The 16,437-nt window shown below is 65.9% G+C and carries 16 protein-coding genes; 7 read left to right on the top strand and 9 right to left on the bottom strand.

Annotation, left to right across the window (positions count from 1 at the left end; genetic code table 11):
* Window positions 1-56 precede the first annotated feature (56 nt).
* The 7 genes from A3Q7_RS20320 to gpmA form a co-directional block, all read right to left on the bottom strand.
* Window positions 57-2,861 (bottom strand): LamG-like jellyroll fold domain-containing protein, encoded by a 2,805-nt coding sequence (locus tag A3Q7_RS20320; protein WP_051079137.1) that lies wholly within the window; start codon window positions 2,859-2,861, stop codon window positions 57-59.
* Window positions 2,858-3,946 carry a PEP-CTERM sorting domain-containing protein gene (locus A3Q7_RS0112910; protein WP_018412309.1) on the bottom strand — a complete coding sequence of 363 codons (1,089 nt, stop codon included), beginning with the start codon at window positions 3,944-3,946 and terminating at the stop codon, window positions 2,858-2,860. Before A3Q7_RS0112910 ends, A3Q7_RS20320 begins: the two co-directional genes overlap by 4 nt.
* Window positions 3,947-4,134: 188 nt before the next feature.
* The gene (locus A3Q7_RS0112905; protein WP_018412308.1) at window positions 4,135-4,899 is read right to left on the bottom strand and encodes a HesA/MoeB/ThiF family protein; all 765 of its coding nucleotides are present in this window, start codon (window positions 4,897-4,899) and stop codon (window positions 4,135-4,137) included.
* Window positions 4,900-4,934: 35 nt separating this feature from the next.
* Window positions 4,935-5,396, bottom strand: a complete 462-nt coding sequence (locus tag A3Q7_RS0112900) for a hypothetical protein (protein ID WP_018412307.1) — start codon at window positions 5,394-5,396, stop codon at window positions 4,935-4,937.
* Between the two features lie 65 nt (window positions 5,397-5,461).
* The gene (locus A3Q7_RS0112895) at window positions 5,462-6,844 is read right to left on the bottom strand and encodes a S41 family peptidase (RefSeq protein ID WP_018412306.1); all 1,383 of its coding nucleotides are present in this window, start codon (window positions 6,842-6,844) and stop codon (window positions 5,462-5,464) included.
* 62 nt (window positions 6,845-6,906) lie between these two features.
* The gene (locus A3Q7_RS0112890) at window positions 6,907-8,130 is read right to left on the bottom strand and encodes a murein hydrolase activator EnvC family protein (protein ID WP_018412305.1); all 1,224 of its coding nucleotides are present in this window, start codon (window positions 8,128-8,130) and stop codon (window positions 6,907-6,909) included.
* A complete protein-coding gene (gpmA, locus tag A3Q7_RS0112885) occupies window positions 8,127-8,948 on the bottom strand; it encodes a 2,3-diphosphoglycerate-dependent phosphoglycerate mutase (protein WP_018412304.1) in 822 nt (273 codons plus the stop codon). The genes A3Q7_RS0112890 and gpmA overlap by 4 nt, the downstream gene beginning before the upstream one ends.
* Before the next feature lie 277 nt (window positions 8,949-9,225).
* Between gpmA and A3Q7_RS0112880 the strand changes: the two genes are divergently transcribed.
* From A3Q7_RS0112880 to A3Q7_RS0112860, 5 genes are read left to right on the top strand one after another with little or no spacing between them, the layout of a single operon-like run.
* Entirely contained in the window at window positions 9,226-9,654 is a 429-nt protein-coding gene (locus tag A3Q7_RS0112880) for a rhodanese-like domain-containing protein (RefSeq protein ID WP_018412303.1), read from the top strand.
* Between the two features lie 4 nt (window positions 9,655-9,658).
* On the top strand, window positions 9,659-9,916 hold the full coding sequence (gene grxC / locus A3Q7_RS0112875; RefSeq protein WP_026224796.1) for a glutaredoxin 3: 258 nt from the start codon (window positions 9,659-9,661) through the stop codon (window positions 9,914-9,916).
* A gap of 33 nt (window positions 9,917-9,949) precedes the next feature.
* On the top strand, window positions 9,950-10,429 hold the full coding sequence (gene secB, locus A3Q7_RS0112870; protein WP_018412301.1) for a protein-export chaperone SecB: 480 nt from the start codon (window positions 9,950-9,952) through the stop codon (window positions 10,427-10,429).
* A 2-nt stretch (window positions 10,430-10,431) separates the two neighbouring features.
* Window positions 10,432-10,878, top strand: coding sequence for an SH3 domain-containing protein (locus A3Q7_RS0112865; RefSeq protein ID WP_018412300.1), 447 nt, complete (start codon window positions 10,432-10,434; stop codon window positions 10,876-10,878).
* A gap of 34 nt (window positions 10,879-10,912) precedes the next feature.
* Window positions 10,913-11,956 carry an NAD(P)H-dependent glycerol-3-phosphate dehydrogenase gene (locus A3Q7_RS0112860; protein WP_018412299.1) on the top strand — a complete coding sequence of 348 codons (1,044 nt, stop codon included), beginning with the start codon at window positions 10,913-10,915 and terminating at the stop codon, window positions 11,954-11,956.
* Between the two features lie 38 nt (window positions 11,957-11,994).
* On the opposite strand, the gene A3Q7_RS0112855 is transcribed toward A3Q7_RS0112860, so the two are convergent.
* Complete coding sequence (locus tag A3Q7_RS0112855; RefSeq protein WP_018412298.1) at window positions 11,995-12,477, bottom strand: tRNA (cytidine(34)-2'-O)-methyltransferase; 483 nt, start codon at window positions 12,475-12,477, stop codon at window positions 11,995-11,997.
* A 260-nt stretch (window positions 12,478-12,737) separates the two neighbouring features.
* Between A3Q7_RS0112855 and A3Q7_RS19890 the strand changes: the two genes are divergently transcribed.
* Complete coding sequence (locus tag A3Q7_RS19890; RefSeq protein ID WP_018412297.1) at window positions 12,738-15,026, top strand: RHS repeat-associated core domain-containing protein; 2,289 nt, start codon at window positions 12,738-12,740, stop codon at window positions 15,024-15,026.
* 41 nt (window positions 15,027-15,067) lie between these two features.
* On the top strand, window positions 15,068-15,409 hold the full coding sequence (locus tag A3Q7_RS0112845) for a hypothetical protein (RefSeq protein WP_018412296.1): 342 nt from the start codon (window positions 15,068-15,070) through the stop codon (window positions 15,407-15,409).
* A 245-nt stretch (window positions 15,410-15,654) separates the two neighbouring features.
* Here the strand turns inward: A3Q7_RS0112845 and A3Q7_RS0112840 are convergent, their stop codons facing one another.
* A complete protein-coding gene (locus A3Q7_RS0112840; protein WP_018412295.1) occupies window positions 15,655-16,413 on the bottom strand; it encodes a ComF family protein in 759 nt (252 codons plus the stop codon).
* Window positions 16,414-16,437: the final 24 nt, after the last annotated feature.

Genomic DNA, 16,437 nt, shown 5'->3' with positions numbered 1-16,437 from the left:
TCAGGGATGAAAAAAAAGGGGCGCCGGATGGCGCCCCTTTTTTGTTTCGCGCGTGCTCAGTGCGCGCGCTGGTACAGGAACTCCGACGGCGCCAGGGCGCGGCCGCTGATGCGGACCTCGCCTATGCAGCCATTGAAGATGTACGGACCGTGCTCGTAGTGCGATGCCCCGAGCATCCAGCCCGCGCCCATGGCGCTGGCGGCCAGCCCGGCGGCGTCGCTCACCGTCGGGTTGCGGAAGTCGGTCACGCCGTCGATGTAGAGCCGGATTTCCTTGCCGTCATTCACCGCCGCCACGTGATGCCAGGTTTCGCGGGGGATTTCGAAGCTCCATGCGGTCTGCATGTCGCTTCGGCTTGCCGGGAAGGTGGCCCACTGCACTTCGCGAATGTTGGAAATGTTCAGGCCGGCTGCCGATTCGCCGGCGTCGCCGCCGCCGCGTCCGGCTTCCGCCCCGGTTTCCACGCGCGAAATGATGCCTGACCAGCGATTCAGGTCGGCATTGAAGTTGCGCGACAGCTTGAAGAAGGCTTCGAAGGTGTAACCCTTGCGGAAGCTTTCCGTGCCCAGGGGCATGCCTTCGAAGGTGGTGAGATAGGCCCCGGGCGCGCCATCTCGGCCGCCACCTGCGAAGCATACGCTGCCGCGCGAGGCGGAGCCGGGATGGGCGTCCGACGAGAACACCAGCGCCTGTTCGTCCGGACCATTGAAGTCCACGCGCACCAGATCGTTGCCCTGACCGCTCACGTCGACGAACAGCGGCATGCCTGCGGGTACCGGATCACCGTCCGCCTGACCGTCGAAGCGCCAGTGGGCCAGCGTTTCCTGCACCTGAGGGTAGTCCAGATCGCCCTGGGCGGGCACGTGCTGCAGTACCGGCGCCGCCGGCAGCGCGGCGATGTCGGCACGCACCAGCGCGAGCGCATCGGGCGCGCTGTCGTTGGACGCGAAGTCGGGACGGCGTCCGCTGATGCCGGCGATGCGGGAAGCCAGATCGAAGTCGATCGAGAACGTTTCCTGTGGTCCGGTGCGCATCGCGCGGTCCAGATGGTTGAGCGCTTGACCGCTGCCTGCCTTGGCCATCACCCAGGGCGAGAAATCCAGCGTGCTGATGCGGTTGTCGGCCAGGTCGAGCTGCAGCAGGCGCATGTCGCCGTTGCCGCCCTGATAGCCGACCTGGTAGTCGACCACCATGAACAGCACCGGATTGCCGGCGTCATTGCTGCGGATGTCGCGCGCCGCACCGTGGTGATGGCCGCTCAGCACGACAAAGATCTGGTTGCTGGACTTGATCAGGTTGTCCCACACATAGTTGCCGTAGGAGGTCCACAGCGGCGACACTTCATCCGCCTGGATGTCTATCACCTGGTGACTGGTCAGGATGACCGGCAGATCCGGATAGGCCGCCATCACGCGCTTGGCCCAGTCCAGCGTCTGCGTGGTGGAGTTCCAGCCCAGCGCCAGCGTCAGGAAGCGCTGTCCCTGCGCCTCGATCAGGTGGTACTCGGCATAGCCGAGCGGATCGCGTCCGCCGAAGGTAGCCGGGTTGCGGTTGACCCGGCGTGTGCCGAACCAGCTCAGATAGTTCTCGCGCGACGCGGTGCGCGCGTTGTCCCACTGGCCTGAGCTGTATACGTCGTGATTGCCGGGCAGGATGCTGTAAGGCAGGCCGGCGGCATCCAGCTTCTTCATCGCGGTGTCGGCGGCCTGCCACTGCGCGGTTACGCCATGCTGGTCGACCACATCGCCCAGATGCAGGGTGATCGGTATTTCCAGGCGCGCGGCGTTGTCGACGATCCACTGTGTCTGAGCGTTGTAGATGCGCGGGTCGTAGCGCGAGGCGTTCTGCGTGTCCGGCAGCACGGCCAGCGTGACGGTGCCCGGGCGCAGTCGGGTGGCCGGGCTCACGGCAGGTCGGCTGAACAGGAAGCGGTCCGGCGTCAGCGCTTCGTCGGAAATGCGCACTTCGTCGATGTAGCCGAAGAAGCGGTCGGCGTGGTTGTCGCCCTGTCCGTTGCCGCTGCCGTAGCGTCCGCGTCCCACGGTCCAGCCCCATTGCGTGTCGCCCGCGCTGCTCGAGCCGGCCGTGTCGTAGGCCAGGCGGCGGTCCCCGCTGCCCAGACCGGTGGACCCCACCAGCGCGTAGCCGCTGCCGGAATCGCGATACAGGCGCAGCGTCACGCCATCGCTCACCGCGGCCACGTTGTACCAGGTGTTGGCCTGAAGCGCGCCGCCGCTGTCGGACACGCGGTACTGCTGGCCGGACTTGTCGGTGAAGATGATGGTGACTACGCCATTGACCGTCTGGAAGTAGAGCGGTGCGGCGCTGCCGTCACTGCCGACGCCATTGCCGTCGCGGCCGACGAAGGTCTGGTTGCCGCCCAGCGATGTCAGGTTGATCGAAGCCTCTATCGTCCAGCGCAGCGGCGTGACGGTTTCGATGTCCACTTTCGGCTGGCTCTGCTTCGACCAGGTGAACAGTGCCGGGTAGCTGCCCGCATTGCGCACGCTGAAGCCGTTGCTGTCGCCGGTCTGCGGAATCACCGTGGCCGGCACCGCCGACTGGTAGGTGTGGCCGGCCCAGGCGTGGTCCCAGGCCCACATGTCGTTGCCATTGCCGGACACGTCCTTGACGCGGATGCCGGTGCCGGTCGCGGTGGTGGCACGGCCATTCGTGTCCTCGACCTGGGTGCTGCCGGCGACCGGCACGTTCGCGCCGTCGCCTTCGAAGCGCCAGTAGGCCAGCGTGGCTGCTTCCGCCGCCATGCCCTGGGCGGCCAGCAGTGCGGCCAGAAGCGTGGGCCGGAATGCGGCCGCGCGGATGTTCTTGTGCATGATGAATTCCTTGATGCGTAATGTCATGCCGGCAGGCGGCGACGGGCGAAGGCGCCGATCACGGCGATGCCGGCGACCAGCAGGGCCCAGCTTTCCGGTTCCGGTACCGCCTGCAGCAGAACGGCGTGCGACACGCCGTTGAACGAGGCGGTGGCGGCGATCCAGCCCTGGTTGTTGATGCTGCGCGCATCGGTGACGGTCCAGCCGGCGTACTCTTCGCCCAGCAGCGTGCTCAGCAGGACCATGCCGGAATCGGCGCGCCACAGGAAAGCCTGGTTGCCGCCTTCCACCCGGACCTGGCCGACCACCCAGCCGGCGTCATTGATGTCGTAGGCGGTTGCTGCACCGGTGGCGCCGGCGACCGAGGCGATCTGGCTGATCTGCCCGTCCTGCCAGATGGCGGCGAAGCTGCCGCTCGCGCCGACGATGGTGCCGCTGGCATTGATGGCATTGGCGCGGCTCGTGGTCGTGCCATCCAGCACGCCCAGGTCGCTCATCACGCCGTTCTGCCATACGAAGGCGTGCTGGCCGCCGCTCGCGCTGGAATAGCCGACGATGGTGCCTGCAGCGTTGATGTCGTTGGCGTAGCTGGCGAATCCGCCGCTGGCGGCACCGTCGTTCAGGCTGCCCAGATCGGTGAGCACGCCGTCCTTCCACATGACCGCGCGGCTGGTGGCGCCGGTGCCGGCGCTGCCGGTGCTGTAGCCGACCACCACGCCCTGTCCATTGACCGCGGTCGCGGTGCTGAACACCGCGCCGCCGGGAAGATCGCCGATGCTGGTCGAGCTGCCACCGGCAGGGAGCGAGAAGCCGGCGCTGCCGAAGGAACCCGCGACGGTGCCCGAGGCATTGATCGCGTTGGCGATGCTGGTACCGGTGAAGCCGAGATCCAGGATCTGGCCGTCCTTCCACATGACGGCGCGCTGTCCGGCCGCGCTGCGTCCCCAGCCGACCACGGTGCCGGCATCGTTGATCGACAGCGCGGCGCTGCTGTCGCTGCCCCCGGCCAGATCGCCGAGATCGACGAGGGTGTAGAGGCTGGCCGCATTCGCCGATCCGGCGAACAGTGCCAGCGCCAGGCCGCTGATGGCGGCGTGTCTGATGACCTGCATGGTGCTTCTCCCTGAAAGACTGATGTGCGGCGACCGGCTGAAACGCGGGCCGCTCGGACGGGAGAAGCTAGAGGTGGAAGGTTACGCGTATAGTTATTCTGTCTGGATCGCGATGGTTCTTTCGGACCATGGGAGTGATCCGAACGGCTCATTGGCGGCAGATTTTCAGCGGGATGGCCCGGCGCGTGTCACGAATGTTGACGCGATGGCGATGCGCAGACCGCACAGCCGGGGTCGCGTGGCACGCCTATGCTGCGCCACTCCATGCTCAGCGCGTCGAGCAGCAGCAGCCGTCCGGCCAGCGAGCGGCCGGTGCGCGCCAGCAGTTTCAGCGCTTCCGCCGCCTGCAGCGTGCCGACGATGCCGGTCAGCGGGGCGAACACACCCATGACCGCGCAGCGCACCTCCTCGACGTCGTCCGCCTCCGGGAACAGGCAGTGATAGCACGGCGCGTCGTCGTCGCGGCTGTCGAACACCGCGATCTGGCCATCGAAGCGGATCGCGGCGCCCGATACCAGAGGGGTGCCGGTCTGCACACAGCCTCGATTGATCGCGTGACGGGTGGCGAAGTTGTCGCTGCAGTCCAGCACCACGTCGGCTGCCGCGATCTGTTCCATCAGCGCGTCGCCGGTCAGGCGCATCTTCAGCGGGATCACTTCGCAGCCGGGGTTCAGTTCGCGCAGCGCGTCGCGCGCCGAGTCCACCTTGGGACGACCGACCGAATGTTCGCGATGCAGGATCTGGCGCTGCAGATTGGTCAGGTCCACCTCGTCATCGTCGGCGATGACTATCGTGCCGACACCCGCGGCCGCAAGGTAGAGCGCCGCCGGACAGCCCAGGCCACCCGCACCGACGACGAGTGCCCGGCTGGCGAGCAGTCTTTCCTGGCCTTCGATGCCTATCGGATCGAGCAGGATGTGGCGGCTGTAGCGCAGCAGTTGTTCGTCATTCATGGCGCTCGCGTCCCGATGCGCGAGGCCGCGCCTGCTCAGCGGTATTCGCGCAGTTCGTTCGGCGTGTCGTCGTGGTCGCCGTGCCGATGCTGCTGCCAGGCCTGCACATAGATTTCATTGGATTTCTTGATCAGTCTTTCCGGCTGCCGCAGATTGCGCAACTGGGTGTCTTCGCAGAAATACAGCAGTGCCCGGACCAGCCGCATCCACGGCGACGCGTCGAGCACGAAACCGCGTGCGCCGAAGTGGCGCTCGATGCTGCGGAAGCTGTGGTCGGACAGACTGTATTCGATGGCCACGCGGCGCGGCAGTACCGCTGTGACGCGTATGCGCCCGAGATGATCCAGTGTGTCGAGCACCTCGTCGGTACTGCGCGTGCAGTGGCGGCAGAAGCGCAGTTCCCTGTGCTTGAGCAGTCCGGTCTGCGGACCGTAACCCGGCTTGCGCGGTGCGCGGTGTTCGCGGCCGAAACGGCGCTGGCTGGCATGTGCGACCATGGTTCAGCTCCTGCATCCGGTGACCGCCATGCAGCGGCGGTCACGTGATCCGGCCCGGGCCGGGTTCAGTTCTTCTGGATGATCTGCAAGCCCTTCAGCAGATTCAGTGCCTGCGTGAACTGGTAGTCCGACGCGGTGGCGAATTCGAAGGGCGCGGCGGGCTTGGCGTCGTCGTCGTCGTCGCGCGCCGGGCGCGCCGGCTTGCCGCTCGCTTCCGGCTTCGCGGCTTCTTCCGGATCCTTGTCGTTGTTCAGATGGCGATCGAGATCCGCTTCGCGCAGACGGATGCCGCCGCCGCCATTCGCGCTTTCCTCGACGACGATGTCAGGCACGATGCCCTTCGCCTGGATGGAACGCCCGTTCGGCGTGTAGTAGCGCGCCGTGGTGAGCTTGATCGCCGCGTTGTTGGGCAGTGGCATGATGGTCTGCACCGAGCCCTTGCCGAAGGTCTGCGTGCCCATGATGATGGCGCGCTTGTGATCCTGCAGTGCGCCGGCCACGATTTCCGATGCCGACGCGGATCCGGAATTGACCAGCACGACCAGCGGCACCGACTTGATGCCGGCCGGCAGACCCTGCAGGTAGTCGTCCTGCGAGGCGCGGTAATCTTCCGGCGACGCGAAGAACTTGCGCTTGGCATCCTCGGTGCGCCCGTCGGTGGATACCACCAGGGATTTCGGCTGCAGGAAGGCGGCGGATACGCCGACCGCACCGTGCAGCAGGCCGCCCGGGTCGTTGCGCAGATCGAGCACCAGACCCTTCAGGTCGCCGTCCTTGTACAGCTTGCCGATCGCCTTGGCGAGGTCGGGCGCGCTCTGCTCCTGGAACTGGGTGAGCCGCAGATAGCCGTAGCCGGGCTCGACCAGCTTGGATTTCACGCTCTGCACCTTGATGATTTCGCGCGTCAGCGTCACTTCGATCGGCTTGGCCTCTCCCTTGCGCGCGATGGTGATCCGGATCGCGGTATCCGGCTTGCCGCGCATGCGCTTGACTGCCTCGGCCAGCGTCAGCCCCTTGGTCGAGGTGTCGTCAAGCTTGATGATGAGGTCGCCCGCCTTGACCCCGGCGCGGAACGCCGGCGTATCCTCGATCGGCGACACGACCTTGACGAAGCCGTCTTCCATCCCGACCTCGATGCCGAGGCCGCCGAACTCGCCCTGGGTACCCGCCTGCAGATCCTTGAACGCGTCCGGATCGAGATAGGCGGAGTGCGGATCCAGTCCGGACAGCATGCCGCTGATGGCATGCGTGATGAGCTTCTTGTCGTCGACCGGCTCGACATAGCTGGTCTTGACCGCATTGAGCACGTCGGCGAACTGGCGCAGTTCCTCGACCGGCAGCGTGCTGCCGGACACCTTGTTCGCGTTGGCGGAGAAATTCAGACTGAGCAGTACGCCGGCACACAGCCCGATCATGACCAGTCCGGTTTGCTGCAGCTTTTTTTGCATCGAACATCACTCCGCTAGAGGTATCCGGCCGGGCGACCGCATGCAGACCGGGTGGTCCGGTGCTACGGATTGGGGCGTGCGACCCATTTCAACGGGTCCAGCGCCTGTCCCTGGTGCCGCAATTCAAAGTATAAACCCGATTCCGAAGCCCCACCGCTGGCGCCGATCGAGGCAATCGGCTCGCCGCTGCGCACCTGCGTCCCCACCGTCTTCAACAGGGCTTCGTTGTTGCCATACACGCTCAGATAGTTGTCGCCATGATCGACGATGATGAGGTTGCCGAAGCCACGCAACCAGTCGGCAAATACAACGGTTCCGGCGGCCACCGCCTTGACCTCTCCGTCGGCGGCGCGAATGAACACGCCGCGCAGCGGGGTGCCGCCTTCCGCGCCTTGGGCACCGAAACGGCGGGCGAGTTCGCCGCTCGCAGGCCAGGGCAGGCGACCGCGCAGCTTGCCGAAGGGCTGGCCGCCGTGGTCCACCACCACCGAGTGCACGATGGGGCCGCCGCTTTCCCGTGCGCGTGGCGTGCCGGCACCGTCGTCCGGCGGCGTGCGCGCAACCGGCGGGCGCGCCGGCCGGCGCGACAGCGCATCGATCAGCCGGCTCAGCCGCGCTTCGTCGCGTTTCAGCCGGGTCAGTTCCTTGCGCTCGCTGCGCAACTGGCCGGCGATGCGATCGAGTACCTTGCGGCGTACCGCGTGCTCCGCCTGCAGGGTGCGCCGCTGCTTGTCCTGTTCGGCCTCGATCTGACGCATCTCGGCCAGCTTGCCGTCCAGGTCCGCCTGCAGGCTGCGTTGCCGCGACAGCGTGTCGCGGTGCGCCTGGATCAGTGCGAGCTGGCCTTTCGACAGACTGCGCAGATAATGCAGGTCGCGTGCGCTCTGGTTGGGGTCGCTGCCGGACAGCAACTGGCGCAGCGCATCGGCCTCGCCCGCGCGCTGATGACCGCGCAGCAGCCGCGCGAGTTGTTCCTGCTGGCCGCGCAGCGTGGCTTCGGTGTCGGCGATGGCCTTGCGCGTCTGTGCCAGCGACGCCTCGATTGCCTTGCGCCGGCCCGCGATGTCGCGCAGCGTGCGCGTGGCATCGGAAATCGATTGTTCCGAGGCGCGCAATTCGTCGCGCGCTTCGCGGTGCGCCGATTCGGACTGGTTCAGCTCATCGCGCAGCGCTTCCATGCGCTGTTGCAGCGCGCGCAGTTGTTCCGGACCGGGAGGCGCAGCGCGCTCGGCCTGGCTCAGACCCGGCAACACACACAGCAGCGCCGACAGAATCCAGCGCCTCACTCCATCCACGGCGTGCGCTGTTCGGGCGTCTGCGGCTCCTCCGCCTGCGGGATGGGGGGGCGCTGACGCTGCGGCACGGCGCGGCTCTGGTTGGCCACCGCGTCGATCGCTGCGCGTATGGCTTCCTGGTCGCCGAGGTAGTAGTGACGGAGAGGCTTCAGGTTCTCGTCCAGCTCATACACCAGCGGCTGGGCGGTGGGAATGTTCAGGCCGAGGATGTCCTGCTCGGACACATCGTCCAGATACTTGATCAGCGCGCGCAGGCTGTTGCCGTGCGCGACGATGAGCACATTTCGGCCGGCCTTGATCTGCGGCGCGATCTCGGCGTCCCAGAACGGAATGACGCGGGCCACCGTGTCCTTCAGGCATTCGGTGCGCGGGAACTGCTCGTTGGCCACTTCGGCGTAACGCGGATTCTTGCGGTCCAGCCGCGGATCGTCCTCTTCCAGCGCGGGCGGCGGCGTGTCGTACGAGCGGCGCCACACGAGCACCTGTTCCTCGCCGAATTTCTGCGCCGTCTGCGCCTTGTTCAGACCCTGCAGCGCGCCGTAGTGGCGTTCGTTCAGGCGCCAGGTCGGGCGGATCGGGATCCACATCAGATTGAGCTGCTCGAGTGCCACATACAGCGTCTTGTTGGCGCGCTTGAGCACCGAGGTGAAGGCAACGTCGAAACGGTAACCTTCACGATGCAGCAGGCGACCCGCTTCGCGGGCCTCGATTTCGCCTTTTTCGGTCAGACCGACGTCGGTCCAGCCGGTGAAACGGTTTTCCTTGTTCCAGACGGATTCGCCGTGGCGCAGAAGAACGAGCTTGTACATATGTCGGGTGGGCTATGTGTGAAGTGCACGCCATCCGGGTGCGGCATTGGGCTGCGGACTCGTGGTCTGCAGGTGGACGGGTCGCGCTTGGGCTAAAATGCGCATTTTCCCAGAAAACGCGTGTCACGGCCCGGTAAAAAGTCTACAAGTCATGACACCCGTTCCTGATCGGCTTGTCCTTGACGGAACGAATGACCATCATGTCGGCCACAGCGCATGCCGGGCGCCGGCCCCCGCCGCCTTCACGGCAACCCTTCATGGACACGCAGCACTCAGAATGACCTCTCCGATCGATTTCCTGACACACGACAACAACTACATCTGGGCCATCACCGCCGCCGTCAGCGGCATCGCGCTGCTGGTCATGACCTTGCGCCAGAAGTCCGGCGGCGCCCTGCTGTCGCCGGCGCAGGCGACGCTGAAGATCAACCGTGAGGACGCGGTGGTGATCGACGTGCGCGATGACGGCGAATGGTCCAAGGGGCGCATCAGCGGCGCGCGCCACATTCCGTCCGGCCAGGTCGGCGAACGCCTGGGCGAGCTGGACAAATACAAGCAGCGACCGGTGATCGTCGTGTGCGCCAGCGGCCATCGCTCGGCCAGCGCGAGCGCCACGCTGCGCAAGGCGGGCTTCGAACAGGTGTTTTCGCTCGATGGCGGCATCGGCGCCTGGGAACAGGCCGGCCTGCCTCTGACCAGGAAGTGACACCATGGCGCAAGTGCGGATGTACACCAGCGGCTACTGTCCTTACTGCGTGCAGGCGGAGCGCCTGCTGCGCAGCAAGGGCGTCGACGACATCGAAAAGCTTCGTGTCGACACCGATCCGGCACTGCGCACTGAAATGATGGAGAAAACCGGCCGTCGTACAGTGCCGCAGATTTTCATCGGCGACTTCCATGTCGGCGGATGCGACGATCTGCATGCGCTGGACCGGGAAGGCAAGCTGGACCCCCTGCTGCAGGGCTGACCTGCGGCGATCAACACTACAGAGAAGAGAGATATGGCCGACGAAGCAGTGCAACCCCAACAGCCCCAGGGCCCCGTGTTCTCGATCGAGAAGGTCTATGTGAAGGACCTGTCGATCGAAGTGCCGAATGCGCCGGAAATCTTCCTGAACCGCGAAAACCCCAATGTGCAGATCCAGTTGCAGACCGAGGGCAAGGCCGTGCAGGACGGCGTGTATGACGTGACGCTCACCGTCACCGTCACCGCGAAGATCGGCGACAAGAACATGTTCCTGGTCGAAGTGCGTCAGGCCGGCATCTTCCAGATCCGCAACGTGCCGCAGGAAGACATCCAGCCCATCCTCGGCATTGCCTGCCCGAACATCCTGTTCCCGTATGCGCGTGAGAGCGTGTCCGACGCGGTGAACCGCGCCGGCTTCCCGCCGGTCATCCTGGCGCCGGTCAATTTCGAGGTGCTGTACCAGCAGCGTGCGGCCCAGGCGCAGCAGACGAACGGCGCCCCGACCGTGCAGTGACGATGCGCACGGCTCGGGCACTTCTCCTGGCCATCGCACTGACGCCCGCCGCGGTGTGTGCGGCGGGCATCGAATATCGCTCGCTTGCCGACGTCGCCGTCATGTATGACGCGCCGTCGCGGCAGGCGAGACAGCAGTACGTCATCGCGCGCCAGACCCCGGTCGAGGTGGTGCGCACCCAGTCCGGCTGGGCCAAGGTGCGCGAGCCGGGCGGCATGCTGGCCTGGGTCGAATCGTCCGTGCTGTCCCCCCAGCGCACTGTCATCGTCACCGCGGACAAGGCGCGCGTGCTGGCGCAGCCGCAGGACGACGCGCCGCTGGTGTTCGAAGCGGAAAAGCGCGTGCTGCTCGAACCGGTCAGCGAAGCCGCGCCCGCAGGCTGGACGCGGGTGAAACACCGCGACGGCCAGACGGGTTACGTCCGCATTTCCCAGATATGGGGCTTGTGATGCGAACGGCCGCACGAGCCGGAAGGTCGTTCCGATGAAGCTGTGCGTGCTGGGCGCAGGCGCCTGGGGCACCGCGCTGGCGGTCGCCTACAGCGCTGATCACGACGTCACGCTATGGACGCGCGATGCCGCCCACGCGGCGCTGCTCACCCGCGCGCGCGAAAACGCGCGCTATCTGCCGGGCATCACGCTGCCGGAGAATCTGCGCATCACCGCCGAGCGCGCGGCTGCATTGCACGGCTGCGATCTGGCGCTCATCGTTACGCCGATCGCCGGCCTGCGCGAAGCGCTGAAGGCGGTGGCGGCGGCCGGTACGCCAGCCGTGCTGTGGGCGTGCAAGGGCTTCGAGGCGGGTAGCGGCCTGCTGCCGCACGCGGTGGCGGAACAGGAACTGCCGGCCGCGGTGGCGCGTGGCGCCCTGAGCGGCCCCAGCTTCGCCATCGAAGTGGCGCGCGGGCAGCCGACCGCCATCACGGTCGCGAGCAAGGATCTCGCTTTCGCCAGTCGCATGGCGGCCGAACTGCACAGTCCGCGTCTGCGCCTGTACGCGCAGGACGACCTTACTGGCGTTGAGGTGGGCGGTGCGGTGAAGAACGTGCTGGCCATCGCCACCGGTGTGTGCGACGGCCTGGGGTTCGGGCTGAACGCGCGTGCCGCGCTCATCACCCGCGGCCTCGCGGAAATCGCCCGCCTCGGTGAAGCGCTTGGCGGGCACGGCATCACCTTCATGGGGCTGGCCGGCATGGGCGACCTCATCCTCACCTGCACCGGCGACCTGTCGCGCAACCGGCGCGTCGGCCTCATGCTGGCCGAGGGACTGTCGCTCGCCGAGGTGCTGGACAAGCTGGGTCACGTCGCCGAAGGCGTGTCCACCGCGCGCGAAGCCGCCGCGCTGGCGCGCCGCACCGGCGTAGACATGCCGATCACGCGCGCCGTCGCCGATGTGCTCGACGGCCGCGTCAGCGCGCGCGATGCAGCGGAACGACTGCTTGCGCGCGATCCCAAGGTCGAGCAGGAAGCCGTGCTCGAACGCGCCGACGAAGCCGACATCGCACCGCTGCAATCGCCCCGCGGCTGAACCGGCTCCCGGCTGCGCCGGCTTGACCGGCGCTCCATTCAGGGCGCGAGCGCACCCTCGAAATCATGCTGTCGCCATGCCTCGTAGGCGACGATGGCCACCGAATTGCTCAGGTTGAGGCTGCGGCTGTCCGGCCGCATCGGAATGCGCAGCCGCTGTGCCGACGGCACGGTATCGAGCAGCCATTGCGGCAGGCCGGCGGTTTCCTGACCGAACAGCAGAATGTCGCCGGCGCGGTAGCGCGGCGCGGTGTGCGGCGTGCGGCCGCGCGTGCTCAACGCATACAGCCGCGCATCGTCCGGCTGCAGCGCCAGCGCCTGCGCCAGCGCCGGCCAGTCCTCATGCACCGTCACATTGATCAGGTCGCGGTAATCCATGCCGGCCCGTTTCAGGTGGCGGTCGCTGATATCGAATCCCAGCGGCTTCACCAGATGCAGCCGGAAGCCGCCATTCGCGCACAGCCGCATCACATTGCCGGTATTGGGCGGAATTTCGGGCTGGAAAAGAACGATGTGGAACATGTGGGGCAGGGCGGTTGGACTGGCGCGATTGTGCCGCAGACTGGCGGGACGGGGCGAAACCGGCTCAAACCTCGTCGCGCGCGGGACGGAAGTGGCAAGTCAGCTCCACCTGAAACGCGCAGACCTTGATGCGCGGGAGTGAGGTTCAGCAAGGGCCGACTTGCCATCGGCACTGAACCACTCCATACGGAATATCTATTTGGTATTCGTGGTGCGTCCCCTATTGTTTATTCGCAAGGACGCATGACGACTGGGGACGGTTGCTGACCGAAACCGACCCGCTCGGGCGCGTCTGGCGCTGGAGCTGGAATGTGCACGGCCAACTGGTATCGAGTCAGACGCCCGAGCAGGCCGCCGCGAATCGCTCCACGGCATACACCTACGGAGTGAAGGGCAGCCCGGGTCAGATACAGGGGCAATTGCGGCGCAAGACGGCTAGCGGAGAGCAGACCGTCATATGGACGCGCAACCGGCTGGGACAGGTGAGTCGCGTCGAAACCCTGGATGGTGAGGGCAAGCTTGTCGTGGCCTATGACTATCGCTACGACATCGCGCATCGCCTGTCCTCGGTAACGGACAGTCGGGGCAACAAGACGCTCGAATATGCATGGACACCGGGTGGGCGCCTTGCGAGGGTGGCCGACAGCGATGGACATGTGACCAGCTATGCCTATGACGCGGTCGGGCGCTTGGCCACCATTACCGCACCCAATGGGCAGAACATTTCGCTCACCTGGGATGCAGCCGGCCGTTTGACCGAAAGGCGATTCGAGTCAGGCTTGCGCACGACGTTCGCGTGGTTCGAGGACGGCAGCCTCAAGCAAAAGAGAAACCTCTCGGGCTCGACGATTCTGAGCAGTCACCTCTATGGTCTCGATGCGCAAGGTCGCCGCATGAGCCAGGCGGAAGCACTGGGTGGAGTGACCCGCAACCTGAGTTACAGCTATGACAATCTCGACCGGCTGATCAGTGCCAATGATGGCGTCCTGGAAACCTACAGCTACGACATCTGGGGCAACCGTCGCAGCAAGACACGGGCCGGCGAAACCCGGGCCTACCTCTACGATGCAGCGCACCAGTTGTTCGCGATACGACAGGGGAGCGATGCAGGTCAACGGATCGGCGCGGCGACCCACAATCGGGACGGACAGCTAACGGAGCTATGCTTCGTGGCCGGTTCAGGCTCTGTTTCAGAGGACTGCGGATCGAGCACTAGCGTTATTGATTCGATCAAGCTGTCCTGGACTTCGCTTGGAATGATGGCCAGCGCAACGCCTCCTGCCTCTGCGGGTGGGGGGAACTCATCGTATGAGTATGACCACGAGGGGCGCCGGCTCAGCGTTACTAACCTAGTCATTTCTCAAGTCCTTCCGCCCCAGACCCAGATGCGACGTTACTGGTACGACGGAGACGACATCCACGCCGAACTGGATGGAACAGGGGACGCTGGCGCATCGCCTTCTGCTGTGTATGTACACGGAGCAGGCATTGATGAGCCTCTGTTGAGACTCACGGGGGCTACGCATTCCCCGTCGGCGCAGCAGAGCGCCTACATCGCGGACGGGCTGGGCAGCGTGATCGGTCTGGTCAATGGAGGATCGCTGGCGGCAAGCCAGCGCTTCGACGCCTGGGGCAAGGTGGTCGCGGCCAGTGGCGCGGTGCCGGCTTTCGGCTACACCGGCCGCGAACCGGATGCCACCGGCCTGGTGTACTACCGTGCGCGCTATTACCATCCCGAAATCGGCCGCTTCATCAGTAAGGATCCGCTTGGGTATGCGGCAGGGGATGTCAATTTCTATGCTTATGTCGGGAATAACCCGGCTAACTACAACGACCCTACCGGTGAGGTTGCCAACTTTGTGGTTGGGGCGATTTATGGGGGCATAGCTGGTGGTGTCGGTGGCGTAATCACTGCTGGGTTTTCACCAGATCAAACCATTGGGAGCACGTTAAAGAGTTGGGGATTGGGCCTTCTCGCTGGTGCTGCAACCGGGGCGGTAGCGCCTTGGCTCTCAAATCAGGCGGGTGCCGCAGCCGCTGCTGCGGGTCTTGCGCGCACGGTTGGTACAGTGACGGCCACGGCGGCAGTGGGTGGAGCTTCCAGCGCTGCGGGCCAGTTATCTGGTAACGTAGCCATCGGTCAGCCTCTCGGCACGAACTTCAGTTGGGGCGCGGTAGGCGGTTCGGCCATTGGGGCGCCAATGGCCATTCTGCCGGCCAAGCTGGTGGGCAGCATGGCGGCTACAGCGGTGGGAACAAACATAAGCTGGGGCTCTCGCTCCCTGACCATCGCCACGCCCACTGTTCAGCACACCGGCAGCACTTTCCGAGCTCTGACGGAAGGAGCCTTCGGCGGGGTCTTCGAGGTGGGCGGGCAAGCCATCGAGAACATGCTCGTCCCTGACAGGGCTAGCGGGGGTGCATCGAGCGGCGGCCAGACCCTGCAAAGCTTCGAGCAGTTGGCCAGCCCTTCGGGCGCGGCCGGCGGTTATCTGCTCGATCCCAACCAGTCCAACACCGGCATCATGCAGTCGGTGTATGGGAAGTAAGCAAGGGGCCGGCTACTTCAGCGTTGTGCAATTGAAATCAAATGAGCGGCGTTGACGAAAACGATCCCCTGATTCCAGCAGAAGGCAGACTCCGCATCGCGATAGCTTGGCTGTCTTGGTTGTTAATACTCGTTGGCTGTGGACTCGCCTTGGCTTATCTGCTCATTTTTATCTCATTCCTTGCGATCGGGGGCGTAGAGCTTGTTTCTGGTGTGCTGGCTGGACAAGAGAAAACTGCTCCGATGCACACAAGGATTATTCTGGTTGCGCTCTTTATTGGTTGGCCGCCTGGCGCCATCTTAGGCGTCCGCCTGTGGGCGCGGCTGATGCGGCGGATGGGTTGGATCAGCGCGGAGCGGATCAAGCGGATGAGCGGGTTCTGAGGGCGAAGGATGTTTAGTGATCTGGCTCGCCGCTTTGTTGGAGCAAACCCTGGCCCGTTGGTCTGAGTGATGCGGCGGTACCGCGCCGCAGGGGCGGCATGATGTGGGTCAGGGCGATGAGGGTCGGTGGCGTGACCTGCCCTGTTTCTTCTGCCCCGCATTTTTCCGAACGAGGACGTCCGGGCGTGTCGCCACGCCGGGGTGTCACCGACTGCGCCGCGACCCGCCAGCGCCGGGCGCGGCGTTCAGCGCCCGCGCAGCCTCGGCGTGCGGGCCAGCACGACGGTGCTGACCGATGCCGCGCCGGCCGCTTTCAGCACCTTGGCCAGTTCGTGCAGGCTGGCGCCGGTGGTGAGCACGTCGTCCACCACCGCGACATGCAGGCCGGCGACGTCGGCGGTGCAGGCGAAGGCGCCGCGTACATTGCGCCGGCGCTTCGCCCAGGCCAGTTCGCGCTGCGGCGGGGTGTCGTGCAGCCGCACCAGCGCACATGGATCGAAGCGCCAGCCCTGCATGCGCGCGAGCGCGCGGGCGATTTCGACCGACTGGTTGAAGCCGCGCTCGCGCAGCCGGTTCGGATGCAGCGGCATGGCGAGCAGCAGGTCCGGCCTGTACGGTGCGTGCGCGGCCGCCTGGGCCGCCGGCGCGGTGACGCCCTCGTCGGTGCGTTCTGCAGCGCGTTCTTCGGCAAGATGGGCGACCAGTTGTGCCGCGAAGAAGCGCGCGAGCGGCAGGCAGGCGTGGAATTTCAGATCGTGGATGAGCCGGTCGGCGGGCGCGTCATAGGTCCAGAGTGCGCGCGTGCGGTCGAAGGCGGGCGGATGGCGCAGGCAGCGCCCGCACACCTGACTGTGCGGCTGCGGCAGCGCGCACACCGGGCAGTGCGCGCGCGGCAGACGCGGCAGGTCGGCGCGACAGCCCGCGCACACCGCGTGCGCGCCGGAGGGCAGGCCGCACAGCCGGCAGGACTGGGGCAGCAGCGCGTCGATCACGCGCCGCAACATGGATGCCCCGTTTTCGAAGAAAAT

The sequence above is a fragment of the Methyloversatilis thermotolerans genome, assembly GCF_000372885.1.
GTDB lineage: Bacteria > Pseudomonadota > Gammaproteobacteria > Burkholderiales > Rhodocyclaceae > Methyloversatilis > Methyloversatilis thermotolerans.
This window is presented reverse-complemented; position numbering and strand designations above follow the sequence as displayed.

Excerpts from the sequence above, each read along its gene's own strand:
- A3Q7_RS0112905 (WP_018412308.1), bottom strand. The coding sequence starts at position 4,899 with ATGAATGACGAACAACTGCTGCGCTACAGCCGCCACATCCTGCTCGAT.
- A3Q7_RS0112840 (WP_018412295.1), bottom strand. The coding sequence starts at position 16,413 with ATGTTGCGGCGCGTGATCGACGCGCTGCTGCCCCAGTCCTGCCGGCTG.
- secB (WP_018412301.1), top strand. The coding sequence starts at position 9,950 with ATGGCCGACGAAGCAGTGCAACCCCAACAGCCCCAGGGCCCCGTGTTC.
- A3Q7_RS0112880 (WP_018412303.1), top strand. The coding sequence starts at position 9,226 with ATGACCTCTCCGATCGATTTCCTGACACACGACAACAACTACATCTGG.
- A3Q7_RS0112845 (WP_018412296.1), top strand. The coding sequence starts at position 15,068 with ATGAGCGGCGTTGACGAAAACGATCCCCTGATTCCAGCAGAAGGCAGA.
- A3Q7_RS20320 (WP_051079137.1), bottom strand. The coding sequence starts at position 2,861 with ATGACATTACGCATCAAGGAATTCATCATGCACAAGAACATCCGCGCG.
- grxC (WP_026224796.1), top strand. The coding sequence starts at position 9,659 with ATGGCGCAAGTGCGGATGTACACCAGCGGCTACTGTCCTTACTGCGTG.
- A3Q7_RS0112895 (WP_018412306.1), bottom strand. The coding sequence starts at position 6,844 with ATGCAAAAAAAGCTGCAGCAAACCGGACTGGTCATGATCGGGCTGTGT.
- gpmA (WP_018412304.1), bottom strand. The coding sequence starts at position 8,948 with ATGTACAAGCTCGTTCTTCTGCGCCACGGCGAATCCGTCTGGAACAAG.
- A3Q7_RS0112910 (WP_018412309.1), bottom strand. The coding sequence starts at position 3,946 with ATGCAGGTCATCAGACACGCCGCCATCAGCGGCCTGGCGCTGGCACTG.
- A3Q7_RS0112855 (WP_018412298.1), bottom strand. The coding sequence starts at position 12,477 with ATGTTCCACATCGTTCTTTTCCAGCCCGAAATTCCGCCCAATACCGGC.
- A3Q7_RS0112900 (WP_018412307.1), bottom strand. The coding sequence starts at position 5,396 with ATGGTCGCACATGCCAGCCAGCGCCGTTTCGGCCGCGAACACCGCGCA.
- A3Q7_RS0112860 (WP_018412299.1), top strand. The coding sequence starts at position 10,913 with ATGAAGCTGTGCGTGCTGGGCGCAGGCGCCTGGGGCACCGCGCTGGCG.
- A3Q7_RS0112865 (WP_018412300.1), top strand. The coding sequence starts at position 10,432 with ATGCGCACGGCTCGGGCACTTCTCCTGGCCATCGCACTGACGCCCGCC.